The sequence below is a fragment of the Glycomyces luteolus genome (assembly GCF_027622875.1).
Classification (GTDB): Bacteria; Actinomycetota; Actinomycetes; order Mycobacteriales; family Micromonosporaceae; genus Glycomyces; species Glycomyces luteolus.
Window position 1 is genome coordinate 48036 of record NZ_JAPZVP010000015.1, and the last position, 26480, is coordinate 74515.

22 protein-coding genes, 1 tRNA gene, 1 pseudogene and 1 riboswitch are annotated in these 26480 nt (G+C 69.8%); of the genes and pseudogenes, 6 read left to right on the forward strand and 18 right to left on the reverse strand.

Annotation, left to right across the window (positions count from 1 at the left end; all coding sequences use genetic code 11):
- The first annotated feature begins 50 nt into the window (after positions 1-50).
- The 4 genes from O1R50_RS18120 to O1R50_RS18135 are packed head-to-tail and all read left to right on the forward strand — an operon-like array spanning position 51 to position 4276.
- The gene (locus O1R50_RS18120) at positions 51-1148 is read left to right on the forward strand and encodes a sugar ABC transporter substrate-binding protein (RefSeq protein ID WP_270111567.1); all 1098 of its coding nucleotides are present in this window, start codon (positions 51-53) and stop codon (positions 1146-1148) included.
- A gap of 6 nt (positions 1149-1154) precedes the next feature.
- Positions 1155-1925, forward strand: a complete 771-nt coding sequence (locus O1R50_RS18125) for an ATP-binding cassette domain-containing protein (RefSeq protein WP_270111568.1) — start codon at positions 1155-1157, stop codon at positions 1923-1925.
- The gene (locus O1R50_RS18130; protein WP_270111569.1) at positions 1922-3184 is read left to right on the forward strand and encodes a sugar ABC transporter permease; all 1263 of its coding nucleotides are present in this window, start codon (positions 1922-1924) and stop codon (positions 3182-3184) included. Before O1R50_RS18125 ends, O1R50_RS18130 begins: the two co-directional genes overlap by 4 nt.
- Positions 3185-3187: 3 nt before the next feature.
- Positions 3188-4276 (forward strand): ROK family protein, encoded by a 1089-nt coding sequence (locus O1R50_RS18135; protein ID WP_270111570.1) that lies wholly within the window; start codon positions 3188-3190, stop codon positions 4274-4276.
- 107 nt (positions 4277-4383) lie between these two features.
- On the opposite strand, the gene O1R50_RS18140 is transcribed toward O1R50_RS18135, so the two are convergent.
- From O1R50_RS18140 to O1R50_RS18220, 17 genes and pseudogenes are all read right to left on the reverse strand, one after another.
- Positions 4384-4458, reverse strand: a tRNA-Gln gene (locus tag O1R50_RS18140).
- A gap of 192 nt (positions 4459-4650) precedes the next feature.
- Complete coding sequence (locus O1R50_RS18145) at positions 4651-5337, reverse strand: hypothetical protein (protein WP_270111571.1); 687 nt, start codon at positions 5335-5337, stop codon at positions 4651-4653.
- A gap of 140 nt (positions 5338-5477) precedes the next feature.
- Complete coding sequence (locus O1R50_RS18150) at positions 5478-6167, reverse strand: hypothetical protein (protein WP_270111572.1); 690 nt, start codon at positions 6165-6167, stop codon at positions 5478-5480.
- 153 nt (positions 6168-6320) lie between these two features.
- A complete protein-coding gene (locus O1R50_RS18155) occupies positions 6321-7196 on the reverse strand; it encodes a LemA family protein (RefSeq protein ID WP_270111573.1) in 876 nt (291 codons plus the stop codon).
- 80 nt (positions 7197-7276) lie between these two features.
- Positions 7277-8605, reverse strand: coding sequence for a phosphoglucosamine mutase (gene glmM / locus O1R50_RS18160; protein ID WP_270111574.1), 1329 nt, complete (start codon positions 8603-8605; stop codon positions 7277-7279).
- A gap of 147 nt (positions 8606-8752) precedes the next feature.
- Positions 8753-9322: a 30S ribosomal protein S9 gene (rpsI, locus tag O1R50_RS18165; protein ID WP_408612740.1), complete on the reverse strand. Its 570-nt coding sequence runs from the start codon at positions 9320-9322 to the stop codon at positions 8753-8755.
- Between the two features lie 24 nt (positions 9323-9346).
- Positions 9347-9790, reverse strand: a complete 444-nt coding sequence (rplM, locus tag O1R50_RS18170; protein WP_205325261.1) for a 50S ribosomal protein L13 — start codon at positions 9788-9790, stop codon at positions 9347-9349.
- A gap of 369 nt (positions 9791-10159) precedes the next feature.
- The gene (gene thiC / locus O1R50_RS18175; RefSeq protein ID WP_270111575.1) at positions 10160-11752 is read right to left on the reverse strand and encodes a phosphomethylpyrimidine synthase ThiC; all 1593 of its coding nucleotides are present in this window, start codon (positions 11750-11752) and stop codon (positions 10160-10162) included.
- Between the two features lie 249 nt (positions 11753-12001).
- A complete protein-coding gene (gene thiD, locus O1R50_RS18180; protein WP_270111576.1) occupies positions 12002-13054 on the reverse strand; it encodes a bifunctional hydroxymethylpyrimidine kinase/phosphomethylpyrimidine kinase in 1053 nt (350 codons plus the stop codon).
- Entirely contained in the window at positions 13051-13845 is a 795-nt protein-coding gene (locus tag O1R50_RS18185; RefSeq protein ID WP_270111577.1) for a thiazole synthase, read from the reverse strand. The genes thiD and O1R50_RS18185 overlap by 4 nt, the downstream gene beginning before the upstream one ends.
- 2 nt (positions 13846-13847) lie before the next feature.
- Positions 13848-14039, reverse strand: a complete 192-nt coding sequence (gene thiS, locus O1R50_RS18190; protein ID WP_270111578.1) for a sulfur carrier protein ThiS — start codon at positions 14037-14039, stop codon at positions 13848-13850.
- Positions 14036-15553 carry an FAD-dependent oxidoreductase gene (locus O1R50_RS18195; RefSeq protein ID WP_270111579.1) on the reverse strand — a complete coding sequence of 506 codons (1518 nt, stop codon included), beginning with the start codon at positions 15551-15553 and terminating at the stop codon, positions 14036-14038. The genes thiS and O1R50_RS18195 overlap by 4 nt, the downstream gene beginning before the upstream one ends.
- 119 nt (positions 15554-15672) lie before the next feature.
- Positions 15673-16266, reverse strand: a pseudogene (gene thiE / locus O1R50_RS26425) (thiamine phosphate synthase); the annotation flags it as partial.
- Positions 16267-16468: 202 nt separating this feature from the next.
- A riboswitch (TPP riboswitch) is annotated at positions 16469-16575 on the reverse strand.
- Positions 16576-16677: 102 nt separating this feature from the next.
- The gene (locus O1R50_RS18205; protein ID WP_270111581.1) at positions 16678-17934 is read right to left on the reverse strand and encodes a family 1 glycosylhydrolase; all 1257 of its coding nucleotides are present in this window, start codon (positions 17932-17934) and stop codon (positions 16678-16680) included.
- Positions 17931-18776: a carbohydrate ABC transporter permease gene (locus O1R50_RS18210; protein WP_270111582.1), complete on the reverse strand. Its 846-nt coding sequence runs from the start codon at positions 18774-18776 to the stop codon at positions 17931-17933. The genes O1R50_RS18205 and O1R50_RS18210 overlap by 4 nt, the downstream gene beginning before the upstream one ends.
- Complete coding sequence (locus tag O1R50_RS18215) at positions 18773-19720, reverse strand: carbohydrate ABC transporter permease (protein WP_270111583.1); 948 nt, start codon at positions 19718-19720, stop codon at positions 18773-18775. The genes O1R50_RS18210 and O1R50_RS18215 overlap by 4 nt, the downstream gene beginning before the upstream one ends.
- 86 nt (positions 19721-19806) lie before the next feature.
- Positions 19807-21060 carry an extracellular solute-binding protein gene (locus O1R50_RS18220; protein ID WP_270111584.1) on the reverse strand — a complete coding sequence of 418 codons (1254 nt, stop codon included), beginning with the start codon at positions 21058-21060 and terminating at the stop codon, positions 19807-19809.
- A gap of 297 nt (positions 21061-21357) precedes the next feature.
- Here O1R50_RS18220 and O1R50_RS18225 point away from each other — a divergent pair, with 297 nt between their 5' ends.
- Complete coding sequence (locus O1R50_RS18225) at positions 21358-23457, forward strand: RICIN domain-containing protein (protein ID WP_270111585.1); 2100 nt, start codon at positions 21358-21360, stop codon at positions 23455-23457.
- A 257-nt stretch (positions 23458-23714) separates the two neighbouring features.
- Here O1R50_RS18225 and O1R50_RS18230 read toward each other — a convergent pair whose 3' ends face one another.
- A complete protein-coding gene (locus O1R50_RS18230; RefSeq protein WP_270111586.1) occupies positions 23715-24728 on the reverse strand; it encodes a LacI family DNA-binding transcriptional regulator in 1014 nt (337 codons plus the stop codon).
- A 169-nt stretch (positions 24729-24897) separates the two neighbouring features.
- Between O1R50_RS18230 and O1R50_RS18235 the strand changes: the two genes are divergently transcribed.
- Positions 24898-26367, forward strand: coding sequence for a family 43 glycosylhydrolase (locus O1R50_RS18235; protein ID WP_270111587.1), 1470 nt, complete (start codon positions 24898-24900; stop codon positions 26365-26367).
- Positions 26368-26480 lie beyond the last annotated feature (113 nt).

A 26480-nucleotide genomic window follows, 5' to 3' on the forward strand; every position in this document is an offset into this window, starting at 1 on the left:
CGTCACTCATCATATGTTGCAGACAACAACAAACCTCGGAGGTACCTCTCATGCACCTTCTCAGCAGCTCCCGCCCTCGAATCGCATTGGCCGCCGCCACCGGCGCGGTCCTCGCCCTGACCCTCACCGCCTGCGGGCAAGACGGCGGCGGAGGCGGGGACGACGCCCCCCTCATCGGCGTCATCCTCCCCGACTCGGCCTCCTCGGACCGGTGGGAGACCGCCGACCGCAAATACCTCGAAGCCGCATTCGAAGCGGCCGGCGTCGAATACGACATCCAGAACGCCCAAGGCAGCCGCGAGGACTTCCAGACCATCGCCGACCAGATGCTCACCAAGGGCGCCGACGTGCTGGTGACTGTGAACCTCGACTCGGGTACCGGCAAGACCGTCATCGAGAAGGCCAAATCCCAGGGTGTGGCCACCATCGACTACGACCGGCTCACCGAGGACGGCGGCGCCGACTACTACGTGAGCTTCGACAACGAGCAGGTCGGCGTGCTCCAGGGCGAGGGCCTCGTCTCCTGCCTCGAAGGCGTCGCCAATCCGCTTGTGGCCGAACTCAACGGGTCCCCCACCGACAACAACGCGACCCTGTTCAAGGCCGGGTACGACTCCGTGCTCCAGCCGCTCTACGACGCCGGCACCTTCACCAAGGGCCCCGACGAATGGGTGCCCGACTGGGACAACGCCCAGGGCGGCACGCTCTTCGAGCAGATGCTCACCGACACCGGCACCGAGGTCGACGGCGTGCTCGCCGCGAACGACGGCCTGGCGCACGCGGTCATCACGGTGCTCGAGCGCAACAACCTCAACGGGACCGTCCCGGTGACCGGGCAGGACGCCACCATCCAGGGCCTGCAGAACATCCTCACCGGCGACCAGTGCATGACCGTCTACAAGGCGATCGAGGAGGAGGCGAACGCCGCCGCCGAACTCGCCGTGGCCCTTGCGAACGGCGAGAAGCCCGAGACGGACGCCAGCGTCACCGACCCCGTGAGCGGGGCCGAGGTGCCCTCCGTGCTGCTCGAACCCGTCGCCATCACCATCGAGAACATCCAGACGGTCGTCGACGACGGCTTCGCCGACCCGGCGGAGCTGTGCGCCGGCGAGTACGCGGCGCTCTGCACCGAGCACGGGATCGGATAGAGCACCGTGTTCCTAGAGCTCACCGGACTCTCGAAGCGCTTCGGACCGGTCGAGGTCCTCTCCGACGTCGATCTCGCGATCGACGCCGGAGAGGTCTGCGCCCTCGTCGGCGACAACGGCGCCGGAAAGTCCACACTGGTCAAATGCGTGGCCGGGATCCACGCCATCGACGGCGGCGCCATCACCGTCGACGGCGAGACCCGCACCATCTCCGGGCCGCGCGACGCCGCGGCCCTCGGCATCGAGGTCGTCTACCAGGACCTCGCCCTCTGCGACAACCTCGACGTCGTCGAGAACCTGTTCCTCGGCAGGGAAAAGGTCCGCGGCATGGTCCTCGACGACGACGCCATGGAGCACCTGGCGGCGGAGACGCTGTCGTCGCTCGCGGTGCGCACCATCCGGAACCTGCGACAGCCCGTGGCGAGCCTCTCGGGAGGCCAGCGCCAGACCGTGGCCATCGCCAAAGCGGTGCTGTGGAACTCGCGGCTGGTCATCCTCGACGAGCCGACCGCCGCGCTCGGCGTGGCCCAGACCCGGCAGGTGCTCGAACTCATCCGGCGCCTCGCCGACCAGGGCCTGGCCGTCCTCTACATCTCCCATAACCTCAACGACGTCTTCGCCGTGGCCGACCGGATCGCCGCCCTGTACCTGGGCCGGATGGCGGCGGTGCTCGACGCCGCCGACGCCACCCAGTCGCAGGTGGTCGAACTCATCACCAGCGGCCGGTCCGGATCGCTCGGACTCGGCGCCGCCGACACGAATGGAGCCCGGCCGTGAGCACTCAAGTCGAATCCCGGCCCGAGGCCGGGACCGAGCCGGGCGCGGTGCGCGCCGTCGCCGACCACGTCAAGGGCTACTGGGCGGAGGTCCGATCCGGCGAGGTGGGGGCGCTGCCGGCCGTCGCCGGGATCATCGCGCTGTGCGTGTTCTTCGGGATCTCGCAGCCGGTGTTCCTCTCGGTGGGGAACCTCGCGAACCTCTTCGGGCAGGGCGCGGCCGTCGCATGCATCGCCATGGGGCTCGTGTTCGTGCTGGTCATCGGCGAGATCGACCTTTCAGCGGGGTTCGCCTCGGGCGTGTGCGCGGCGATCATGGCGGTGATCCTCACGAACTGGGGGATGCCGTGGCCGCTCGCGATCGGCGCGGCCATCGCCACGGGCGTGGTGATCGGGCTGCTGCTGGGGACGCTGGTGGTGAAGCTCGGCATCCCGTCGTTCGTGGTGACGCTCGCGGCGTTCCTGGCGTTCCAGGGCATCGTGCTCATGATCCTCGAAGAGGGCAGCAACATCACCATCCACAACGAGACGGTGAAGGCCGTCGCGGGCGGGAACCTGGAGCGCTGGCAGGGCTGGACGCTGCTGGTGCTCACGATCGCCGCCTACGGTGCGCTGCAGATGAACCGGTGGCGGCGGCGGGTGGCGCGATCGCTCGTGCACGAGCCGCTCGCGGTCGTGGCGGCGCGGATCGCGTCGCTCGGGGCGCTGCTGACGGCGACGGTGTTCCTGCTCAACCTGGAGCGCTCGGCCAATCCGCAGATCATCTCCCTCACCGGCGTGCCGGTGGTGGTCGTGATCCTCGGGGCGCTGTTCGCGGTGTGGACGTTCGTGCTGCACCGCACCAGGTTCGGGCGGCATCTCTATGCGGTGGGCGGGAACCGGGAGGCGGCGGTGCGCGCGGGCGTGAACGTCGACCGGGTGCGCATCGCGGCGTTCGTGATCTGCTCGGGGATGGCCGCGATCGGCGGGATCGTCGCGGCTTCGCGCGCGGCCTCGGTGGACCCCAACACGGGCGGGTCCAATGTGCTCCTGCTTTCTGTGGGGGCGGCGGTCATCGGCGGTGCTAGCCTCTTCGGTGGCAAGGGCACGGTGCGGGCGGCCCTGCTGGGAGGAGCGGTCGTGGCGATCATCAACAACGGCATGGGCCTGATGGGGTTGAGCGCCGGGGTGCGGTTCGGCGTGACCGGCGCGGTGCTGCTGCTCGCGGCGGGCGTCGACGCCATGTCCCGGGGCCGGGGCAAGCTCTTCGGCAGGCACTGACCGGTGGCCCTGCCTCCGGCCGTGGAGCTGCGGCGGCGCAACCGCGCGGCACTGCTCGAGCAGCTCCACCGGCACGGCCCCCAGACCCGCGCCGCGCTCACGGAGGCGTTGGAGCTCAACCGGTCCACGATCGGCGCGCTGGCGACCGACCTCGCCGAATCGGGGCACTTGCAGGAGACGACGGGGCAGTCGACCGGCTCGGCCGGTCGGCCCTCGACGCTCGTCGCGTGCGTGCCGCAGTCGATCACGGTGGCGGCGGTCGAGATCCGCGCCGACCGGCTGCGGTTCGCGCTGGTCGGGCTCGGCGGCGAGGTGCTGGAGCGGTCGGAGACGGCGCTCGAGGACGGCGACGACCCGGTGTCGGCCGTCGCGGTGATCACCGGCGGCAAGGCCGGGGACGCGGTCGACGCGGTCGCGGCGATGCCCGGCCTGGTCGACGAGGGCACGGTCGCGCATTCGACGGAGCTGGGCTGGGTCGACCGGGATGTGGCCGCGGATCTGGAGGCGGCGACCGGCCGGGAGTGGCAGGTCGTCGACACGGCGACCGCCGCGGCGGTCGGCGAATGGTCGCGCGGGGACGCGCACGAGGCCCGGAAACTGCTCTACCTGCACGGCGGGCGAGGCCTGACGGCCGGGCTCGTGATCGAGGGCCGCTCGCAGCGCGGCGGGTCGATCCAGTTGGGGCACATCGTGGTCGAGCCGGGCGGGCGCGAATGCGCCTGCGGGTTGCGCGGGTGTCTGGAGGCGGAGATGGAGGCCTTCGTATTCGCGGAGGACATCGAGAACGCCACGCTCGCCGCGGGCATGGGCGACGCGGCGGCCCGCGACCGGCTGCGTCGCTCGGGCGAGGACCTGGGCCGGGCGCTGGGCGCGGTCGTGACGGCGACGGGACCTGATGAGATCCTGTTCGGCGGCTGGCTGCGGGAGCTGTACCTGTCGACGGCCGCGCCGGTGCGTTCGGCGCTGGCGGAGACGACGCTGCCGCATCTGCGTTCCAAACTGCGACTGCGCACGCCGGTGCTGGGCGACGAGGGCGCGCTCATGGGCGCTGCCGAGACGGGCTTCGCGGCGGTCTTCGACCGGATGCGCTGAGCGCTCGCGTCTTGTTCGAAACGCGCAGTGTCATACCCGCGCGGGAGGATTGATTTTCGGGGGTCCCCCGATGGTCCGATTTGACCGGATTCATGTTGGGGGTGGGTTGGCTGGCCCGCCAGGACTCGAACCTGAAATGACTGAACCAAAATCAGTAGTGTTGCCAATTACACCACGGGCCATCGCGGGCGACACCTGTCGGCGGCCCGCGCGCAGCCATTCTAGCAGTCGGGACGCGCACCTCCCCCGCCCTCCGAGGCCGCCCGCCCTGCCAGGGCGGTAGGCGAACCGGAACTCGGGTCAGGGGCGGGCGATTCACAGGTGGGCGGGGCAGCCCTAGCGTTTTCCCGTGCGGTGCAATCCGGGCGACTCGGCTACGGACCCGACCACACGTGCTTCGGCACCTGGGCGAGCACCTGGTGCAGGAACTCCGCGTAGTAGAAGACCTCCTGCGGGTCGAGCCGACCCGGCCGGAAGGTCATCAGCCACGCGCCCTCGAAACGCCAGCGGATCGTGTGCGCTCGAGGATCCGCGAGCATCCACTCCATCGTGCGCGGGTGGATCACGTCGTGGGCGAACCGCGGGCTCGGCGAAACGATCTTGAACTTGTCGTTGAAAGCCTGGTGCTCGAATTCGAGGTCCTTGTCGAACCGCCGCGTCAGCGCGTTCTCATGCGCTATGTCGAGCAGCGGCCGCATCGCGGGCAGGCTGATCGCGACCACCTGGTAGTCGTGGGTGCTCTGCGAGTCGCCGCTGCTGACGCGGTACCTGAGCTGGAAGCAGTGCAGGTGCACGTCCCGGAACGTGCCGCGCAGGACGTCGAGCGCTTCGTGGCCGCTGCCGGTCGTGAACGGCGCCTGCCGCGAGAGCCCCAGCGCGGACTGGTCCTTCGGCCAGTACTGGAAGCCGTGCAGGGCGGCCCAGGCCGTGAGCCGGGCGATGTGCCGCTGCCGCGCCCGCCTCGTGTGGACGATCGCGAACCCGACGGCCAGGCCGGGTATGCCGACGCACAGCGACAGCAGGACGGAAGCGATCATCGCGCCGGTGACGGCCTCGGTCACAGCCCCTCCTTCGCCCCCGCTGGGCGGAACGCCGCCGGGGGGCGGGGGGGGGGGCGGGCCCCCGGGGCGGGGGGGGGGGGGGCCCCCCGGGGGGGCTCACCCCCCGGGGCCCTCGTGTTCCCCCCCCCCCCGGCGGGTCGTCAGTGGTTGGCCCAAACGTGTTTGGGCACCTGAGCGAGGATGTCGATCAGGAAGTCCGCGTAGAAGAAGACCTCTTCGAGCTTGAGCGCTCCCGACCGGAAGGTCATGAGCCAAGGCCCTTCGAAACGCCACGGGTAGGAGCGGGCGCGCTGGTCCTGCAGCATCCACTCCATGGTGCGGGCGTGGATGATGTCGTACGCGAACCGGCGGTTCGGCGACTTGATCCGGAAGAAGTCGTTGAACGCCTGGTTCTCGAAGTCGATGTCCTTCGCGAACCGCTTGGTCAGGAAGTTCTCCTGGCCGATGTCCAGCAGCGGCCGCGCGGTCGGCAGACCGATCGCCACCACCTGGTGGTTGAACGTCTTCCTCTCCTTGCCGCTGCCGGTCGAGTACTGGTACTGGAAGAACACGATGTGCACGTTCTTGTACATGCCGCGGAAGACGTCGATGCCCTTGCGCGAGTGGCCCTCGTTGAAGGGGTCTTCAGTGGACAGCCCGGTCACCGAGTTGTCGCTGGGCTCGTAGTGGAAGCCGTACTGGGCCGCCCAGGCCCGGTACATCGCGATCTTCTTCTGCCTGGCGCGCCAGGCGAAGTACGCGCCGGCGCCGACCACGAGCAGGCACAGAACGTAAGCCCACCAAGGCATGTCGCCGCTGCTGCTGCTCGAGGCGAGCAGTGTCTCGTTCACTGGGGTGGTTCCTTCTTACGGGCTTTTCAGGGCTGTTTCACGGCTCGCAAGCGTCGCCGAGGGTGATGATTTGCGGCTCCCAAGCTTCCGCGAAGCGCGCTGATGCACGCCTCACGTGCGTCGGCGAACGGGAATCGAGTCGGGGGCGGCGTACTACCGGCCGTAGGGCTGCTGGCCGTATCCGGGCTGCTGCGGCTGCTGGGGCTGCTGCGGGTAGCCCGGCTGGGGCTGGCCGTAGCCGGGCTGCGGGGCGCCGTAACCGGGCTGGGGCTGCTGCCCGTAGCCGGGCTGCGGGGCGGGCTGGCCGTAGCCGGGCTGCTGCGGAGGCTGCTGCTGGTAGCCGACCTGCTGCGGCTGGCCGTAAGGCATCTGGCCGGGCGCGGGCTGCGGCGGCATCTGCTGTTGCTGCTGAGCCGGGGGCTGCTGCATGTAGGCGGGCTGGCCCATGTCGCGCATCTTCGGGGCCGTGCGGGCCGCCGGGTTGTCCAGCTCGAAGTACTCCTCGGGCTTGAAGCCGCCCATCTTCGCCGAGATGGACCCGGGGAAGACCTGCAACGCGGTGTTGTACTCGCGCACGTTCGCGTTGTAGAACCGGCGCGGGGCCGCGATGCGGTTCTCGGTCTCGGTGATCTCCTGCTGGAGCTGGAGGAAGTTCTGGTTGGTCTGCAGGGCCGGGTACGACTCCTGCATGTGGATCACGCCGCGGATGGCGTTTCCGAGCTGGCCTTCGGCCGCGCCCTGCTGGGCGTGGCCCGCGTTCGGGTCCTGCCGGGTCTGCATCGCCATCGCGCGCGCCTCGGCGACCTGCCGCAGCGTGGCGTTCTCGGAGCCCGCGGCCTGCTGCACCACGTACATGAGGTTGTCCAGCAGGTCGTACCGGCGCTGGAGCTCGACATCGATCTGCGCCCAAGACTCCTGGGTGATGTTGCGCATTCGCACCAGTTTGTTGCGGCCGCCGAGGGCGGCGAACACCAGGATCAGGCCGATCAACAACAGGAGGATCAGGATCCAGACGATTGGGTTGTCCATAGAGCGTGAGCTTAGTGCATCTATGCCAACGGGAGGGCACCGCTCAGGAGCCCTCCCGTCGCGCAAGAATATGGTCGAAATCAGCCCATGGCGTGCTCGACGACCGCCACGAGCTCGGCCGCCACCGTCTGCGCCACCGGCTCCTCGGAAGCCTCCACCATGACCCGCACGAGCGGTTCGGTGCCGGAGGGTCGCAACAGGACCCGGCCGTCAGAGCCGAGCTTCGCCTGCCACAGCGCCACCGCGCTGCGCACGTCCGCATGGTCGATCACGGACTTGTCCGCGACCCGAACGTTCACCAGCACCTGCGGCGCGGGCGTGAAGACCGAGGCGAGCTCCGCCAGGGATTTTCCGGTGGCGGCCATGCGCGCGAGGAGCATGATCGCCGTGAGCGTCCCGTCGCCCGTGGTCGCGTGATCGGAGATGATGATGTGCCCCGACTGCTCGCCGCCGAGCGAATAGCCGCCCTCGCCGATCCGCTCGAGCACATAGCGGTCGCCGACCCCGGTGACCTCGAGCTTGATCCCGGCCGCGCCCATCGCCTGGTGCAGACCGAGATTGCTCATCACGGTCGTGACGAGCGTGTCGCCGCGCAGCTGCCCGGCCTCGCGCATCGCGAGCGCCAGGATCGCCATGATCGCGTCGCCGTCCACGTCCCCGCCGTTCGCGTCCACCGCGAGGCAGCGGTCCGCGTCGCCGTCGAGCGCGATCCCGGCGTGCGCGCCGTGCTCGATCACGGCCGCGCGCAGGCCGCCCATGTGGGTGGACCCGCAGTTCTCGTTGATGTTCAGCCCGTCGGGGTCCGCGTTGATGGTGATGACCTCGGCGCCCGCGCGGCGCAGGGCCTCGGGGGCCGCGCCGGTGGCCGCGCCGTTCGCGGGGTCGAGCACGACCTTGATGCCTTCGAGCGGGTGCGGGCAGGCCGCGACCAGGTGCTCGATGTACGCCTCGACCGGGTCGACCGAGCGGGCGATGCGCCCCACCCCGTCGCCCTGCGGCAGCGGCGTGTCGTCGCTCATGGCCGCCTCGATGGCGTCCTCGACCTCGTCAGGGAGCTTGCGGCCGCCGGCCGCGAAGAACTTGATGCCGTTGTCCGGCATGGGATTGTGCGAGGCCGAGACCATGACGCCGAAGTCGGCGCCCGTCAGGGCCGTGAGGTGGGCGACCGCGGGCGTGGGAAGGATTCCCAGGTCGATGACCTTCACGCCGGCCGCGGCGAGGCCTGCGGCGCTGGCGGCGGCGAGCATCTCACCAGAGGCGCGGGGATCGCGGCCGATGACGGCGACGGCGCGGCGGTCAGACGCTCCGAGTACGCGCGCGGCGGCGATGTTGAGGCGGAGTGCCAGGTCGGGCGTGAGGTCGGCGTTCGCCCGCCCTCGTACGCCGTCGGTCCCGAACAGTCGTGACACGGTGTGGCTTCCCATCGTTTTCGGCATAAAAAACGGGGGCCGCCGAGGATGTCCTCCTCGGCAGCCCCGTCGCTTGTGCAGACTAGCGCGTTCCCCGCTCCACGAAACTGACGGCTCGCAAGCTTCGCCGTGGGCGGGGAAGGCGTGCTAGCGCTTCGAGTACTGCGGTGCCTTGCGGGCCTTCTTGAGGCCGTACTTCTTCGATTCCTTCTCGCGGGCGTCGCGGGTCAGGAAGCCGGCGGCCTTGAGGGCCGGGCGGGTGTTCGGGTCGATCTCGACCAGAGCCCGGGCGATGCCGAGGCGGAGCGCGCCGGCCTGGCCGGTGGCGCCGCCGCCGTGGATGTTCACCAGGACGTCGAAGTTGTCGCCGGCCTCGACGGTCACGAAGGGCTCCGCGACGGTCTGCTGGTGGACCTTGCTCGGGAAGTAGTCCTCGAGGGTCTTGCCGTTGACGACGTACTTGCCGGTGCCGGACACCAGTCGGACGCGGGCGATCGCGCGCTTGCGGCGGCCCACGGTCTGGATCGCGCGGTCGACGGGCACCACGGGGATGCTCGGCACGGACGGCGCGGCGGCGACGTCGGCGGGGACCTCGACAGGAACCTCGGGCACCTCGACGGGGGCTTCGACAGCCTCGGTCTCGACGGCTTCGGGGGCTTCGGTCTCGGCGACCTCGGCGGCTTCGGTGGCCTCGGTGGCCTGGATCTCGTCACTCATGTGAATGCTCCTCTACGCCCGCGCCTACTGCGCGATCTTCTTGATCTCGTACGGCTTCGGCTGCTGGGCGGCGTGCGGGTGGCCGGGACCCGCGTAGACCTTCAGCTTCTTGGACACGGCGCGGCCGAGCTTGTTCTTCGGCAGCATGCCGAAGACGGCCTTCTCGACCACCTTGTGGGGGGCCTTCTCCATGAACTCGGCGTAGGACTTCTCCTTGAGACCGCCGGGGAAGCCGGAGTGGCGGTAGGCCTTCTTGGTCTGGAGCTTGTTCCGCGTCAGCACGATCTTCTCGGCGTTCACGATGATGACGTAGTCACCCGTGTCCGCGTTCGGTGCGAAGGTCGGCTTGTGCTTGCCGCGGAGCAGATCGGCAGCGTGCGTCGCGAGCCGGCCCAACACCACGTCGGTCGCGTCGATCACGAGCCACTGCGGGTCAATGTCACCCGGCTTAGGGCTGTACGTGCGCACAGGTTTACCTAGCTTTCGTTGTCGGTGTGGAACGAATCCCGCAGATGAGAGCGGGACCGCCTGAATCCCCGGGGCCGGTATCGGCGCGCTCGGCGGCGAAGCCGTCGGCGTGGGATTCGTTGGACAGCGTCTCCGCGTGGAACTGCGAGCCGTCAGTCGGCTCAGTGCGGAGGCACTCGAACAACAGGTACCGAGTCTACGCGGTGGTGGCGGCCCCCCTGAAGGCGGCCGCCGTGACCTCGACTACAGCCCGGACGCGGGCTCCGTACAACGTACGCCGCGCCTTGCGCGTCGCACTCCGTACCTCGTACACCGTACCGGGTACACCGTTCCCGGTACTTCGTACTCAGTACTCCGTACGTCGTACGGTCAGGTGGTCTCGACCACCGGGAGGTAGACCTTGCCTCCGGAGGCGGCGAACTCCTCGCTCTTGTCGGCCATGCCCTTCTCCGCGTACTCCTTCAGTTCCTGGCTGATCTTCATGCTGCAGAACTTGGGGCCGCACATGGAGCAGAAGTGCGCGGTCTTCGCGGGTTCGGCGGGGAGGGTCTCGTCGTGGTACTCGCGGGCCCGGTCGGGGTCGAGCGAGAGGTTGAACTGGTCCTGCCAGCGGAACTCGAAGCGGGCCTTGGAGAGCGCGTCGTCCCATTCCTGGGCCTTCGGGTGGCCCTTGGCGAGGTCGGCGGCGTGGGCGGCGATCTTGTAGGCGATCACGCCGTCCTTGACGTCCTCGCGGTTGGGCAGGCCGAGGTGCTCCTTCGGCGTCACGTAGCAGAGCATCGCGGTGCCGAACCAGCCGATCATGGCCGCGCCGATCGCGGAGGTGATGTGGTCGTAGGCGGGCGCGACGTCGGTGGTGAGCGGGCCGAGCGTGTAGAACGGGGCCTCGCCGCAGATCTCCTGCTGGAGGTCGACGTTCTCCTTGATCTTGTGCATCGGCACGTGGCCGGGGCCCTCGACCATGACCTGGACGTCGTACTCCCAGGCGATGTGGGTGAGCTCACCGAGGGTGCGGAGCTCGGCGAACTGGGCCTCGTCATTGGCGTCGGCGATGGAGCCCGGACGCAGGCCGTCGCCGAGGGAGAAGGCGATGTCGTACTTCGCGAAGATCTCGCAGAGCTCGCGGTAGTGCGTGTAGAGGAAGTTCTCCTCGTGGTGGGCGAGGCACCAGGCGGCCATGATCGAGCCGCCGCGGGAGACGATCCCGGTGACGCGGCGGGCGGCGAGCGGGACGTAGCGCAGCAGGACCCCGGCGTGGACGGTCATGTAGTCGACGCCCTGCTCGGCCTGCTCGATGATGGTGTCGCGGTAGACCTCCCAGTTGAGCTTCACCGGGTCGCCGTTGACCTTCTCGAGGGCCTGGTAGAGCGGGACGGTGCCGATCGGGACCGGCGAGTTCCGCATGATGTGCTCGCGGGTCTCGTGGATGTGCTTGCCGGTGGAGAGGTCCATCACGGTGTCCGCGCCCCACTTGGTGGCCCAGGTGAGCTTCTCGACTTCGGCGGCGACGGAGTCGGAGACGGCGGAGGTGCCGATGTTCGCGTTGATCTTGGTGAGGAAGTTCTTGCCGATGATCATCGGCTCGGTCTCGGGGTGGTTCACGTTCGCGGGCAGGATCGCGCGGCCCGCGGCGATCTCGTCGCGCACGAATTCGGCCTCGAGGCCTTCGCGGATCGCGACGAACGACATCTCAGGGGTGACGATGCCCTGCTTGGCGTAGTGGAGCTGGGTGGGGCAGTCCAGTTGGGCGCCTTCGTGCTCGATCTTGCTCGTGGCTGCGTCGGCGCGCTCGGCGATCCACGCCTCGCGGAGCTTCGGCAACCCGACCTCGGGATCGGATCCAGGCCCGGAGGTGTCGTAGAGCCGGACCGGCGGCTCGCCGCCGTTCAGCTCGACCTGGGTGAACGGGACCCGGATGTCGTTCTGGGGCCCTTCGACGTAGACCTTGCTTCTGCCGTTCATGCTGTCTCCTTGAAGTTGTTCGATGGGAATCTCGATCGGTCCGTGCGCTGTTCGAATCGTCAGCGGCGCGGTCGTGTCAGACCTCGATGCCAGGGTTTGAACCGGGGGCCCGGCGACCAGCCGCCTGAAGCTCTCGCCGCGCCCGAAAACCGCGCCGACCGACGGTCGCGCCCGCGCGAGAGTCGCCCCGATTCGGCCCCTGATCTGCTCCCGCGCGCTCGGCGACTGCCGTGGCCGGGCTGGACCCGTTCACAGGGCGGCGCTCTTGCGGCCGTGATGGTGGTGGACGGGGCCCGGGCCGAGGCCGAGGCGCCAATCGGCCGCGGCCTTCAACGCCTCGGTGACGTAGACCTTGGCGCCCGCGACCGCTTGCGGCAGCGGGTGTCCGAGAGCGAGCCGGGCCGCGATCGCCGAGGCGAGTGTGCACCCGGTGCCGTGGTCGTTGCGGGTCGCTACGCGCGGCGCGGCCAGGTCGAGCATCTGGCCGTCGCACCACAGCACATCGATCGCCGAGCCCGAATCGGCTGCAGCGCCGACGGTCTCGCCCGAGCCGAGCAGAACGTCGCCGAACTCGCCCGCGCCCCTCGGTGCTCCGCTACCCCGGCCGCTCGGCACTCCCCCGGTGTCCTCCGCTCCGCCAGCACCGCTGCGCTCGCGGTCGCTGCCGCTCGCGGGTTCGTCCTCATGCGAGCCGTCGAGCCGCACTTGCCCCACAGTGGCGTCTTCACGGTGGCCGCCTTTGACCAGCACTGCCCGCGGCCCGTAGGTCGCCAGCGCGCGGGCGGCCTCGCGCATGTCGTCCACGCTGGTGATCTCGCGGCCGAGCAGCTGTCGTGCTTCGATCAGGTTGGGCGTCAGGATGGTCGCGAGCGGGCCGAGTCGGGCGAGGTAAGCGGCCGGGTCGCCCGCGTAGAGGGAGTCGCCGGTCGTGGTGACCATGACCGGGTCGACCACGAGGTTCGGCAGCCGGTCGGCCTCGCCGTACTGGGCGACGAGCGCGAGCAGGGCGTCGCCGCCGAGCATCCCGGTCTTGACGGCCGCGACCGTGAAATCGCCGAGGACCGCGTCGAGTTGGGCGCGAACCAGATCCGCCCCGACCGGTTCCGCGGCGGTGACGCCGCGCGTGTTCTGGGCGGTGATCGCGGTGACGACGCTGGTGCCGTGCACGTTGTGCGCGGCGAAGGTGTGGAGGTCGGCTTGGATGCCGGCGCCGCCGCCCGAGTCGGATCCGGCGATGGTGAGGGCGACGGGCGGGGTGCGCCGATCCCCCGCTCGCGGGCTCCCCGGGTATGCGCGGTTCACAAGTCGGCCATCCCTTCGAAGCTCGACGAGGCGTTGGCCAAGTGGCGCTTGGGAATGCGGCCGGCGAGGCGGGCGGCGCGGCCGGCGTTGACCGCGTCGCGCATGGCGGCGGCCATGAGCGCGGGATCGGCCGCTCGGGTGACGGCGGTGGCGAGGAGGACCGCCGAGCAGCCGAGCTCCATGGCGAGCGCGGCGTCGGAGGCGGTGCCGATGCCCGCGTCGCAGATGACGGGGACGTTGGCGTTTTCGCAGATCAGGGCCATGTTGTGCGGGTTGCGGACGCCGAGGCCGGTGCCGATGGGCGCGGCGAGGGGCATGACGGCGGCGCACCCGGCGTCTTCGAGGCGGCGGGCGAGCACGGGGTCGTCGCTGGTGTAGGGCAGGACGGTGAATCCGTCGGCGACGAGGGTCTCGGCGGCGTCGAGGAGTTCGACGGGGTCGGGGAGGAGGGTGTCCTCGTCGCCGATGACCTCGAGCTTGATCCAGTTGGTGCCGAACGCTTCGCGAGCGAGTTTGGCGGTGCGCACGGCTTGTTCGGCGGTGAAGCATCCGGCGGTGTTGGGGAGGAGTTCGACACCGCAGCGTTCGATGACGTCGAGGATGGAGCCGGAGGCGCCGGGGTCGACGCGACGCAGTGCGACGGTGACGAGTTCGGTGCCGGAGGCGGTGATCGCCTCGGCGAGTTGGGCGTGGTTGGCGGCGCCGCCGGTGCCGAGGATGAGGCGCGAGGTGAAGGTCTTGTCGGCGATCTTGAGGTCGGCGTCGGTTCTGGTGGTGGCGTGCTGGTCCATGGCTAGCCTCCTTGGGTCGCGGTGAGCACTTCGACGGCGTCGCCGTCGGTAAGCGGGCGGTCCCATTCGGACCGCGGCACGACTTCCCCGTTGAGCGCCACGGCGATCCCGCGGCGGGCGTCGGTGACGGCCGCTACGGCGTCGGCGATGGTGGCGATGCCTTCGCGCGCTTCACCATTGACTTCGATCTTCATGAGTCGGCCTCCTCGTGGGTGGATGTGTCATCGGCCGCTTCATGACCGTTTTCGTCCCCGCGGGACTCGGTCTTGTCGGACCCCGCGGGCACCCTGGATTCAGGGGCACTTGCGGACGGCGCAGCGGAGCGCTGGCCGCTGCCCGGAATCGGGTCCGCGCAAGGCGCTCCGGGCTGAACGAGCCGCGACGAACCGTCTGAAAGCGGGTTCTCAGGACGCTGCCGCCGAGTCACGTCATTCGGTCGCTGCCTTGCAAACGGCCCGAAGCGGAGTGGGTCGAAGGCTGCTGGGATCGCCTTGTCGTCTCCGGCCAGCAGGGCGGCGACTCCGGTGGCAGTGGCCGGGATGAGGGCGATGCCGTTGCGGTAGTGGCCGGTCGCGGCCACGGTCCGGCTGTCGAGGCGGCCGATGAGCGGGAGGTTGTCGGGCGTGCCCGGGCGGAAGCCGACGCTCACCTCGTCGAGGTGGTATTCGGCGATCTCGGGCACGAGTTCGATCGCTCGGCGGAGCAGGTCGTGCACCACTCCGGCGGTGCCGGTGCGTCGGTCGAAGCCGCGTTCGTCGCTCGATGCTCCTACGACGATTTCGCCGCTTTCGCGGGTCACGATGTAGATCGGGTGGCCTTTGACATAGCCGCGCACGGTAGTTCGGGGCAGCGGCTGGTCGCCGACGGTTCGAAGCCGCAGGACTGCGCCGCGCACTGGTCGCACCGGCAGTGTCCAGCGGGCGCCCTCGGAGGCGGCTTCATCGCGCCCCCTGAGGCGGCCATCTGCTGTGGCCGCATCCGAGTGTTCGCTGCGCGCCGCGAGGCAGCCTTCGTCAGTGGCGGTTCCCGCGTAGTCGCGGTGCCGCTCGGGGAAGTCCGGGCCAGAGCCGGGATCGGAGGCGGCACCGTCATTCGCGCCGCCCGCACCGCCCGCACCAACGAAGCTCGCCGATCCGCATCCGGCCGCGATGACCACCTGGTCGGCGTCGAGCTCGGCGAGGTCGTCGATGCGTTCCGCCCGCAGCTCGACTCCGGCCCGCTCGGCGGCTATCAGTAGTGCGTCATGTACTACTCGCGGATCGACCGCGCGGTCCTCTGGTGCGAGCACGCCGCCGCGCACGCGATGGCTGAGCAGAGGCTCGACCTTGCGCGCGGCGCGCGCCGTCAGCGTCTCGACGTTCCTTGCGGTCAGCCGGTACAGCTCGGCCTGCCGGTCGATCTCGGCCCTGTCGCCGTCTTCGACGCCGACGACGAGGGTGGGCACGTCGCGGAACCCGATCGCGAGCCCGGACGCCGCTTCGAGGTCGCGGGCGAGGCCGGGCCAGGCGTCGGCGGAGGCGGCCATGAACGGGCCGAGGGCCGCTTCGCCGTAATGGGATTCGGTGACGGGCGCGATCATTCCGGCGGCCACGCGTGAAGCGCCCGAACCCGGGTCGGGGTCGTGCACGACGACCTCGGCGCCGGACTGGGCGGCCCGCCAAGCGACGGCGAGCCCGATCGACCCGGCACCGACGATGGCGATGCGCATCAGGCTTCGCCCGCCACTCGCAGGAGGCCGGGATCGGGAGCTGCGCCGGTCCCGCGCGGGCCCGCGTCGGGTCCGCTTCGCCCCGTGCCTACTCCGCGCCACTCCCCCGGGCTTTCTCCCAGGGCTTCAAGGAGTTCCGCCGTCGCACGGCGCGGGTCGGCAGCGGCCGAGACCGCGCCGACCACCGCCGCGCCATGGGCTCCGGCCTCGCGGCAGAGCGCCGCGCGTTCGGCGGTGATGCCGCCGATGGCGATCACCGGGAGGTCGACCGCTTCGCAGACGGCGGCCAGGCCGTCGAGTCCGATCGGTTGCGGCAGACCGGCTTTGGTGGTCGTGCCCCAGACCGGGCCGACGCCGAGATAGGTGGCCCCGGCGCGGCGTGCCGCTCGCGCCGATTCCGGGTCGCGGGCGGTGCCGCCGATGACCGAGGCGGCGGAAAGGATGCGGCGGGCGGCGTCGATCGGGAGGTCGTCCGCGCCGAGGTGGACGCCGTCCGCGCCGACCGCTTCGGCGATGTGCACGCGGTCGTTGACCAGGCACAACGCGCCGTACTGGTCGCAGAGGGCGGCGATCGCGGTGGCGAGGTCGAAGGCCGCGCGGTCGGTGTAGTGGTCCTCGGGCCGGACCTGGACGAGGCGGGCTCCGGCGGCCAGCGCCGCCTCGATGGCGAAGAGCACGTCGTGCGGTGCGGAAGCCTGCAGCGGACTGCTGATGGCTTGGCTCGCGTCACGCTGCGTGACGATCAGTTCGGATGGCGCGATGACGCCGCGGGCCGGGTCGGGCGGCGTCGCGGTGTCGGGACCGCCGTGTTCGAGCGCTGGTTCGCGGGCAGCGGGACCGCTCCGCACCGTGTGAGCCGCCGGGGCGACCGGGCCGCGGGTGTCGGTGATGACGTGAAGTCGGGGTAGACGAGTAGCGCGCATAGCTCCTTCTCCCTGCGCCAGCATGATCTGGATCAGGTTCGACGGTCGGGACTACCAAGTCCCCTCTCAGCCCGATGCATCGGACTCCCGTGGGTTTATTCGTTTACGGCCGTTACGCTACGTCATCGCGAGCGGCCCTCGCAAGTGCGGTGTCAGGAAGTGGACACCGCCGTCCCGCCCGGGGTTCGGCGGGCTGGACGGCTAGTCACCGCGCGCGTGGCGCCGGAAGCGTTCGACGATGTCGGTGCGCACTCGCTCGAGACCGGTCGCGCTCTCCTCGAGTCGCCACAGCCCCATGGTGAGTCGGTGCGCCTCGCGCGGCTGCTCCGAGTGCCGGTACGTCCATTCGTACATGTCGAACAGGGGCCACCAGGTGTACCCGATGACGTCGACGCCGGAGCCGCGCAGGTCGTGCAGCGCCGCCACGGACTCGTCGAGCCAGTCGATCCGCTCCTTGACCGAGCCCGTCACGCAGGTCTCGGTCAGCATGACCGGCGCCCCGTACCGGGCGTGCGCCTCGCGGAGGAGCTCGTTCATGCCGGCGACGCCGTCGTCGCGGGTCGGGCGCGGGTCGCGGAAGCCGCCGCCGTGGAAGACCCCGGCCTCGAACAGCTCGGTCGAGTGGCGCGGGTAGTAGTTGACGCCCATGACGTCGGGCCGCACCGGTGCCTCGGCGAACCACGCGAAGTCGGCGTCGTCCCATCCGTTGGCGCGCAGGTGGTTTTCGAGCGGATGGGCGGCGTCGACGCGGCCGGTGACGAGGTCTTCGACGAGGAAGACCTGGTCCTTCAGGCGCGCCGCGTGCTCGCGGTGCTCGGGGGCGTCGGTGTCGCCGACGTAGCGCATCCCGGCGTCGACGTGGACGAAGACGGCGCGGTCGCCGAGCACGTCCCGCATGGCCCGCTGCGCGAGCACGAAGCCGCGCGCGAGCTGCCCCACCATGGTCGAGAGTCCTCGCGGCCCGGAGAGGTAGGGAGGCCAGTACGCGTACTCGCCGGAGAACAGGGCGTGGATCATCGGCTCGTTCACCGGCGTGTAGTCGGTGACGTCGAGGTGCGCGTAGCGTTCGGCGACGCGGGCGGAGTACTCGGCGACGAGCTTCGGGTAGTCGGGGTTCGCGAACTGGCGCTCGAGCCACAGCGGAGTGCCGTAGTGCATGAGGTCCACAATGGGCCGAAGATTCAGTTCGGCGTAGCGGTCCATGACGCGGTCGAGCCAGTCCCAGTCCCAGCGCCCGGGTTCGGGCTGGATCCGATGCCACGGCACGCCCCAGCGCACCAGCTCGGCGCCCGCCTCGACGGCGAGGCCGAGGTCGGCGTGCCACCGCTCGTAGTGCTCGGTGAGCTCGTACTCGTCGATCGGCCGCTCGCCCGGTCCGGCCTGGGGCACGAAGGTGTCCTCGACACCTACGGCGAAGTGCAGTCCGCCGTCGCGGTGCCAGTGCGGTGAACCGGTCATTTGAGTCCTGTCGTTGCGATGTTCTCGATGAAGCGGCGCTGGATGAAGAGGAAGGCGATGACGAGGGGCAGGATCGCGATGAGCGAGCCGGCCATCATCACGCCGTGGGGCACGATGCCGCTGGGTCCGGTGAGCTGCGTCAGGCCGGAGGTGATCGTGCCCATCTCGGCGTCGGTGGTGAACACCAGCGGCCACAGCAGGTCGTTCCAGTTGTTGACGAAGGTGAAGAGCCCCAAGGTGAGCAGGGCGGGAACCGCGTTCGGGAGCACAACGGACCGGAAGATCCGGAACTCCCCTGCGCCGTCGATGCGCGCCGCCTGGTCGATGTCGCGCGGGAGCGCGAGGAAGAACTGGCGCAGGAAGAAGATCCCGAACGCATCGGCGGCGCGCGGCGCGATGAGCCCGGTGTACGTGTTCACCCAGCCGAGGTCGGCCACGAGCTGGTACAGCGGGATGAGCGTGGCCTGGAACGGGATCATCAGTGTCGCGATGATGGCCACGAGCAGGACCTTCCGGCCTCTGAAGTCCAAGCGCGCCAAGGCGTACGCGGCGAGCGAGTCGAAGACGAGCGCGAACAGCGTCACGCCCCCGGCGAAGACGAAGCTGTTGCCGACCAGGCGCGCGAACGGCAGCTCCGAGGTCACGGTCTTGAGGTTGGCGAGCGTCCAGTCGTCCGGGAGCAGGCTCGGCGGGTAGGCGTTGACCTCCGCCGCGGGCTTGAACGCGGTGAGCACGATGATCGCGATCGGCAGCAGCACGAGGGCGGTGACGATCACGAACGCGATCGTCGTGAGCACAGTGGAGGGCCGGAGGTCGCGCAGGGAGCGGCGTGCGGTACTCATGCCAGGTCCTTTTCTTTGCGGCCGAAGAACACGAACTGCACGAGGCTCAGCAGCAGGGTCGCGGCCAGCAGCACGTACGACAGCGCCGAGGCGAAGCCGATCTCGAGCTTGCGGAACCCGGACTCGTAGATCTCCATGACGAGGGTCTGGGTGCTGCCGTAGGGGCCGCCGCCGGTCATCACGTAGATCTGGTCGAAGGCCTGGAGGGCCGCGATCATCGCGAAGACGAGCACGAACGCCATCGTGTTGGAGAGCATGGGAAGCGTGACGTTGCGCAGGCGCGACCACGCCCCCGCGCCGTCCATGCGGGCCGCCTCGTAGATCGAGGTCGGGATGTCCTGCAGTCCGGCCAGGAAGATCACGAAGTAGAAGCCGAAGAGCTTCCAGACCGCGACGAGCACGACCATGGGCATGGCCAGGTTCGGGTCCTCGAGCACGTTGCCGAGCTGGATGCCGAGGCCGCGCAGCCAGTAGTTGAGCAGGCCCACCTGCGGGTCGACGAGGTAGCTCCAGGCGAAGGCCGCCACCGAGAACGAGACCACGAACGGCACGAACAGGGCCGTGCGGAAGAAGCCCCGGAACGGCAGGCGCGGGTTGTTGAGCAGCAGCGCCAAGCCGAGGGCCGCGGCGACCGCGACCGGGGTGAACAGCACCGTGTAGAGCGCGGTGTTCGTGACGGCGTTGAGCAGGTCGGGGTCGGTGAAGACCCCGATGTAGTTCTCGAGGCCGACCCATTCGGGCTCGCCGAAGCCGCTGGCGTCCGTGAAGGACAGCCGCAGGGCGGAGAGCATCGGCCAGATCGTGAACAGGCCCAGGATGATCAGTGCCGGCGCGAGGAACGCGGCCGCGATCGCGCTGCGGCGCTTGGGGCTGTCGACGCGGCGGCGTCCACCCAGCGGTGCGGGCGGACGGTACCGGCGGCCCGTCGGTGGTGCGGTGGTCATGGTCTCCTTCACTCCCCTTGGGGCGGCGGGGACGCCGAGGGGCGGCGTCCCCGCCGATCGCTGTCCTGTTCGGACGTCGGTCCGGCCTAGAGCGCGTCCTGGATGGTCCCCTGCGCCTCGGCGAGCAGCCCGTCGATGTCCTCGCCGGCGATGGCGCGCTGGGTCAGCTCGTCCACGGCGGCGAGCACGTCGACGCTGTTGACGACGCCCGGCAGCAGGGGCCGCCCGAGGTCGGCGATCTCGGTCAGCGACGCGACGACCGGGTTGGAGTTGACCGCTTCGGCGGGCACGTCGGTCCGCAGCGGCGGCCAGCCGGAGCCGAGCGACCAGGCGGCCGCGTTCTCGTCGTTCAGGAAGAACGCGAAGAACTTCTCGGCGGCGGCGCGGGCGTTGTCGTCCGCGTCCACAGTGACGGCCATGGAGACGCCGATGGCCGAGGCGGCCTGGGCCGCGGGGCCGGCCGGGATCGCGGCGATCGCGCAGTCGATGCCGTTCTCGGCGGCGATCGAGGCCATCCAGGGGCCGCCGATCGTCATGGCGGCCTTGCCCGCGCCGAACAGCTCGTCGGCGCCGACGCCGTCGATGCCCGTCGGCGAGATCTTGTCCTCCACAATGGCCTTGCGCCAGTACTCGAGCGTCGCGGCGTTCTCGGGCGAGTCGATGACCGCGTCGATCTCCTCGCTGACGATGTCACCGCCGTTGCCGTAGAACAGGGACGGCCAGAGTCCATTGGCCACGGTAGCGTGGTCGGGGAGGACCACCCCGTACTGCTCCGGCGTGCCGTCGCCGTCCTCGTCCACGGTGAGCTGCTTGGCGGTGGCGACCCACTCGTCCCAGGTGCCGGGGAACGCGGTGACGCCGCCCGCCTCGAACAGCGCGGTGTTGTAGTAGACGGCCAGCGGCACGAAACCGGTGGGCACGCCGTACTTGGTGCCCTCGACCTCGATCATCGCGACCGCGCCCGGGATGAGGTTCGCGGTGTTGGAGGAGTCGTCGGCGTAGAAGCTGGTGAGCTCGGCGAACGCGCCTTTGTCGGCGTACACCGGGAGCCGCTCGGCGGGCATCGCGACGATGTCGGGGCCCTCGCCGGCGGAAAGCGCCGTGAGCAGGGTGTCGTCGATGCTGGCCCAGGTCTTGACCTCGGTGTTGATCGTGATGTCGCCCTGCGAGGCGTTGAAGTCGTCGACGATGCCCTGGAGCACGTCGCCGTCGGCCTCGGTGTAGCCGTGCCAGAACGTCAGGGTGGCCGGGCCGCCGGTCTCCTCGCCCGAGCAACCGGACCCGAGGAGCGCCAGCGCGGCGCTGCCGGCGCCGCCGATGAGTACCGTCTTGCGTTTCATTTCAGTTCCCTCCCAACGCGACTGTGCTGTCACAACCGGCGCTGTCAATTGGTGCTGACTTCAATTGGTGCCGTACAACGTCGAGGGGGTCCTGTACTGGGGGAACCGTCTTGTACAACGTTGTAAGTCTGGGAATCGTACGCACACCCCGACGAGACTGTCAACGGGACCCACCGTTCGTGTCCACTTCGTTTCCGATCTGTGACCGGATCCGCGAGCGGGGGCTTGACCTGCGGGCTTTGATGGTCTTACGATGGCCCGCACGCATGATACAACGTTGTAAAGATTGGAAGTCGCATGCGAAGCCCTCAACTCCTCAGCCTCAGGCGGGGCGGCGCCGTGTTCGCCGTCGCCGCCTTCCTCCTCACCGTGATCGCCGCGTCGATCGGCTGGGCGCCCGCGCCCGCCGCGGCTGTGACCACCGGAAACGGCGCGCTCGTCTACTCGCCCGCCGCCGGCAGCTCGTTCAACCCCGAAGGCGGCACGCCCGCCGGGACCACCTACGCCAAGATCATCGTGCTCAAGAACAGCGGCAGCGCCAACGGCACGCAGCTGGTCACGTTCGACAAGCTGGTGCTCCAGAACGGCGTGCAGGTCTACCCGATCTACCGCAGCACCAATAACGGCGCGAGCTGGACCCACGTCGCCGACGTGAACCCGAGCGCGACCTTCCCGGCGCTCACCCGCACGGCCCAGCCGTTCCTCTACGAGGTCACCCAGACCACCGGCGACCTGGCCGCGGGCACGATCCTCCTGGCGGGCATGGTCATGCCCGAGAACCGCTCGACCAGCCGCCTCGTCGTGTACAAGAGCACCAACCAGGGCACCAGCTGGAGCTACCTGAGCACCATCGACACCGGCGGCCCGGCCGTCTACGACCCGTCGCCGTCGTCGACCACCACCACCGTGTGGGAGCCCTCGCTCGCGATCGACGGGAACGGCGGCCTCGCCGCGTACTTCTCGGACGAGCGCCAGAAGGCGAACGGCGTGCTCCAGGCGGTCTCCTACCGCCGCTCCACCGACGGCGGCAAGACCTGGGGTTCGCTGGTCAACGTCTCGGCCCCGACCAACCAGAGCGACCGGCCCGGCATGATCACGGTGACGAAGCTCCCCGACGGCCGCTACATGGCGACCTTCGAGGTCGTGAACCGGCCCAGCCAGTCGCAGAACACCGCGCCGGTCTACTACAAGATCTCGGCCGACGGCCTGAACTGGGGCACGACCAACAGCATCGGCACCCAGATCAAGCTGGCGAACGGCCGCGGCATCGGCTCCTCCCCGTATGTGAAGTGGGTGCCGTCCGGCGGCCCCAAGGGGATGGTCGTGGTGGCCTCCAAGTGGTCGCTCGACGGGAGCGGCAACATCGACGGCGGCCAGAACTTCTACGTCAACTACAACCTCGGTGAGGGGCCGTGGGAGCGGCTGCCGATGGCGGTCACCTACGACGCCAGCGACACTCAGGGCGGGAGCTTCAGCGGGTTCGCGCAGGGCATCGACTACAGCGCCGACGGCCGCACGCTCTACCAGGCCGTGAACGTCGAGAACACGACCACCGACCTCAACGACATCAGGGTCGGCTCGATCCCGCTCGACGCCCGGCAGTACGAGGCCGAGAACGCGACGCTGAACGACGTGTCGACGGTCGCGCATGTGCAGGCGGCGAACGGGTCGAAGGTCGGGAACATCAACAACGCCGGCAGCTACGTGCAGTTCACCGTGAACGTGCCGACCGCCGGGTCCTACACGATGAACGTCCGCTACGACAACGGCTTCGGCTCGACCGCGACGCATTCGGTGAGCGTGAACGGCGGCTCCGGCTCGTCGATCAGCTACCCGGCCACCGTGGACTGGGGCCGGTACGGCTGGGCGCAGAAGACCGTCACGCTGAACGCGGGCACGAACACGATCCGGTTCACCAAGGGCACCAACTTCGCCGAGCTCGACGCGATCCACCTGTACTCGAGCAGCGCGCTCGCGCCGGTGTTCCAGGTCGCGAACCGCAACAGCGGCAAGTACCTGGAGGTGCTGAGCGCCTTGACGACCGACGGCGCGGCCGTTGGCCAGTGGGGCGACACGAACAACGCGGCGCAGCGGTGGACCGTGAGCGGCGGCGCCACAGTGCAGTTCACCAACCAGAACAGCGGCAAGCTGCTCGAGATCCCCTCGGCGCAGACCGCCGACGGGGTGGACGCGGTGCAGTGGGGACCGACCGGGAGCTCGACGCAGTCGTGGACGGCCGCGACCAGCGGCGGCTGGTGGACCTTCGCGAACGCCAACAGCGGCAAGAGGCTCGAGATCAACGGATGCGCCACCGCGGACGGCGCGGTGGCGCAGCAGTGGACCGCGAACGGATCGACGTGCCAGCAGTGGCGGCTCGTGAAAGAGGGCATCCAGTAGGCGGCCGCCGGGAGCGGCGGGCGCTCGATGCCCCGCCGCTCCCGGACGGCGTGTACCCGCGGCCCGCGCGGCGCGATCCCCGATCCGCTGCGCGGCTTCGCTTCAGACCTGGAGGACGGATGTTGGAGTTGGCGGAACGATCGGGGTCCGGGCAGGCGGGGCGCCCATTCGGAACCGCGAAGCGTCCCCGGACCGGTGGACGACCGGCGCTCAGCGCCACGGCGCCCGGACCCGAGGCGTCGCGGAGCGCCCGGAGGTCAGTTCTTCGGCGCCGACTCGCGCTCGACGATCGTGAAGTCCGCCAGCTCGGTGCGCGGCGGCTGCTTGGGACCGGTCTCGGCGATCCGTGCGAGCAGCGTCTCGAGTGCGGTGCGCGCCAGCCACTCCCGTCCCGGGTCCACTGTGGTGAGCGAGGGGATCGAGTAGGCGGCCTCGTCCAGGTCGTCGAAGCCGATCACCGCCACGTCCTCTGGGACACGGCGGCCGGCCTCCTGGAGCACGCGCATCGCACCGAGCGCCATGGTGTCGTTGAAGCCGAATACCGCGTCGAACGGCACGTCCCGGTCGAGGAGCTCGTGCATCGCGCGGGCGCCGTCGGCGCGGTGCCACAGGGTCGCGCGGACCACGAGCGAGGCGTCGTAGGGCACGTCGTGCGCGGCGAGCGCCTCGCGGTAGCCGCGCAGGCGGAGTCGGGCCGAGCCCATGACCTCGCCCTCGTACTCGCCGATGACGGCGATCCGGCGGCGGCCCGAGGCCAGCAGGTACTCGGTCGCCGCGCGGGCGGCCTCGACGTTGCGCATGGTGACGTGGTCGCACGGCCAGTCGAAGGTGCGCTCGCCCAGGAGCACGAGCGGGAACGGGACTTCGAGCGCGTCGGCGTCCTCCTGGCCCATGCCGAGCGGGCTGAGGATGAGGCCGTCGGTCATGCTCAGGCGGGGGCTGCGCAGGAGCGCCAGCTCGCGGTCGCGGTCGCCGCCGGTCTGCTCGACGACCACCGTGAGCCCCGATTCCTCGGCGGCGGCGATGACCATCCCGGCGAGCTCCGCGAAATAGCTCAGGTTGAGCTCGGGGACGGCGAGCGCGACGGTGTCGGTGCGGCCCGAGCGCAGGCTGCGCGCGTTCAGGTTCGGCTTGTAGCCGAGCTCGGCGATTGCCCTCTCGACCTTCTCCCTGGTCGCGGGGCGGACGTGCGGGTAGTCGTTGATGACGTTCGAGACGGTCTTGAATGAGACGCCTGCCAGTTTCGCGACATCGCGCAAGGTCGCCGCCATCGCACCTCCTCCGTTCCGCAGAATTCTACAACGATGCAAACCGGTGCTGCCGGACCGCTCCCACGAGATCGTTCCGCCTGCGGCGGCCGACTCGGCGACAGTTTATCCGCACATTTCGATCAAGCGATACATCGGCTTCGGCCGACGACCCTCACACCAGGAGACAACGATGTCCACAGCCATATTGCGACGGGGCCGCTCGCTGCTGGCGCTCGCCGCAGCCGCCGCCATGGCCGCCCTCGGCCTGGTCGCCGCTACCCCCGCGCCCGCGCAGGGCGCCGTGACCACCGGCGTCTGGTTCACCATCACCAGCGCCCACTCCCACCTCGCCCTCGACATCGAGGGCGCCTCCACGGCCGCCGGCGCCGAACTGGTCCAGTGGGGCCGCGACGCCGGCACGAACCAGCAGTTCCGGTTCGTCGCCGCGGGGAGCGGCTACTACAAGATCCAGGCCCGCCACTCGAACCTCGTGCTCGACGTCTGGGGCTGGGACGCCGCCGACGGGGCCGTCATCGCCCAGGCGGCGGACCAGAACTTCACCAACCAGCAGTGGTCGGTGACCGAGCACGCCGACGGGTCCTTCAGCTTCGTCAACCGCTTCTCCGGCAAGGCCCTCGACCTGTGGGGCTGGTCCACGACCGCAGGCGCCCGGATCTCGCAGTACACGTACAACGGACTGAACGCGCAGAAGTGGTTCCTGAGCGAGGCCGCGAACACCGGTGTCGCCAACCCGATCCGCTCCAACGGCGCCGACCCCTGGATCGAGTACTGGGACGGCTACTACTACATGTCCACCACCACGTGGAACTCCACAGTGATCATGCGCCGGGCCACGACCCTGGCGGGACTCAAGACCGCCGCGGACACGGTGGTGTGGAACGACTCGGGCAACGCGAACCGCTGCTGCTCCCACTGGGCGCCGGAGTTCCACCGCATCGGCGGCGTCTGGTACCTCATGTACACCTCCGGGAACTCCCAGACGAACTTCGACGGCCAGCGCCTCCACGTACTGCGCTCGACCGGTTCGACCCCGATGGGGCCGTACGAGTTCATGGGCACGCCGCTGCCGAACCAGTGGAACATCGACGGGTCCTATCTGGAGCTCAACGGCTCGCTGTACCTGCTGTGGTCGGAGTGGGTCGGCGCGAACCAGTCGATCCGGATCGCGGCGATGTCGAACCCCTGGACCGTGACCGGCTCGCAGGTGACCATCGCGACGCCGACGCTCTCGTGGGAGACGGTGGGGGCCAACGTGAACGAGGCGCCGGTGGTGCTCCAGCACGGCGGCAGGACGTTCATCGTCTACTCGGCCTCGTCGTGCACGACGGACGACTACAAGCTGGGCCTGCTGTCGTACGACGGCGGCTCGGTGCTCTCGGCGTCCTCTTGGGACAAGAGCGCGAATCCCGTGCTGTCGCAGGGGAACGGGGTGTTCGGGCCGGGGCACAACGGCTTCTTCGCCTCGCCTGACGGCTCGCAGCAGTGGATCGTGTACCACGGCAACCCGCAGAGCGGCCAGGGCTGCGGCTCGAACCGGGAGACGCGGGTGCAGCCGTTCACGTTCAACGCCGACGGGACGCCGAACTTCGGCACGCCGGTGGCCAGCGGGATCGTCCTGAATCCGCCTTCGGGAGAGTGACGGGGGCGCGCTGAGCGCACCAGTCGGGTCGCGCCGTTCGCCTCGAGCGAGCGGCGCGGCCCGTGTCGTTCGCGGCACTCCGTCCGATCGTTCGCGGCGGCGGAGCGAGTGGC

What these genes read in the sequence shown, in the direction of transcription:
- O1R50_RS18235 (WP_270111587.1), top strand. Translation starts at nt 24,898, where the DNA reads ATGTCCACAGCCATATTGCGACGGGGCCGCTCGCTGCTGGCGCTCGCC.
- O1R50_RS18220 (WP_270111584.1), bottom strand. Translation starts at nt 21,060, where the DNA reads ATGAAACGCAAGACGGTACTCATCGGCGGCGCCGGCAGCGCCGCGCTG.
- O1R50_RS18120 (WP_270111567.1), top strand. Translation starts at nt 51, where the DNA reads ATGCACCTTCTCAGCAGCTCCCGCCCTCGAATCGCATTGGCCGCCGCC.
- thiS (WP_270111578.1), bottom strand. Translation starts at nt 14,039, where the DNA reads ATGAAGATCGAAGTCAATGGTGAAGCGCGCGAAGGCATCGCCACCATC.
- O1R50_RS18215 (WP_270111583.1), bottom strand. Translation starts at nt 19,720, where the DNA reads ATGACCACCGCACCACCGACGGGCCGCCGGTACCGTCCGCCCGCACCG.
- O1R50_RS18155 (WP_270111573.1), bottom strand. Translation starts at nt 7,196, where the DNA reads ATGGACAACCCAATCGTCTGGATCCTGATCCTCCTGTTGTTGATCGGC.
- O1R50_RS18225 (WP_270111585.1), top strand. Translation starts at nt 21,358, where the DNA reads ATGCGAAGCCCTCAACTCCTCAGCCTCAGGCGGGGCGGCGCCGTGTTC.
- rpsI (WP_408612740.1), bottom strand. Translation starts at nt 9,322, where the DNA reads ATGAGTGACGAGATCCAGGCCACCGAGGCCACCGAAGCCGCCGAGGTC.
- O1R50_RS18205 (WP_270111581.1), bottom strand. Translation starts at nt 17,934, where the DNA reads ATGACCGGTTCACCGCACTGGCACCGCGACGGCGGACTGCACTTCGCC.
- O1R50_RS18210 (WP_270111582.1), bottom strand. Translation starts at nt 18,776, where the DNA reads ATGAGTACCGCACGCCGCTCCCTGCGCGACCTCCGGCCCTCCACTGTG.
- thiC (WP_270111575.1), bottom strand. Translation starts at nt 11,752, where the DNA reads ATGAACGGCAGAAGCAAGGTCTACGTCGAAGGGCCCCAGAACGACATC.
- O1R50_RS18230 (WP_270111586.1), bottom strand. Translation starts at nt 24,728, where the DNA reads ATGGCGGCGACCTTGCGCGATGTCGCGAAACTGGCAGGCGTCTCATTC.
- O1R50_RS18185 (WP_270111577.1), bottom strand. Translation starts at nt 13,845, where the DNA reads ATGGACCAGCACGCCACCACCAGAACCGACGCCGACCTCAAGATCGCC.
- O1R50_RS18195 (WP_270111579.1), bottom strand. Translation starts at nt 15,553, where the DNA reads ATGCGCATCGCCATCGTCGGTGCCGGGTCGATCGGGCTCGCCGTCGCT.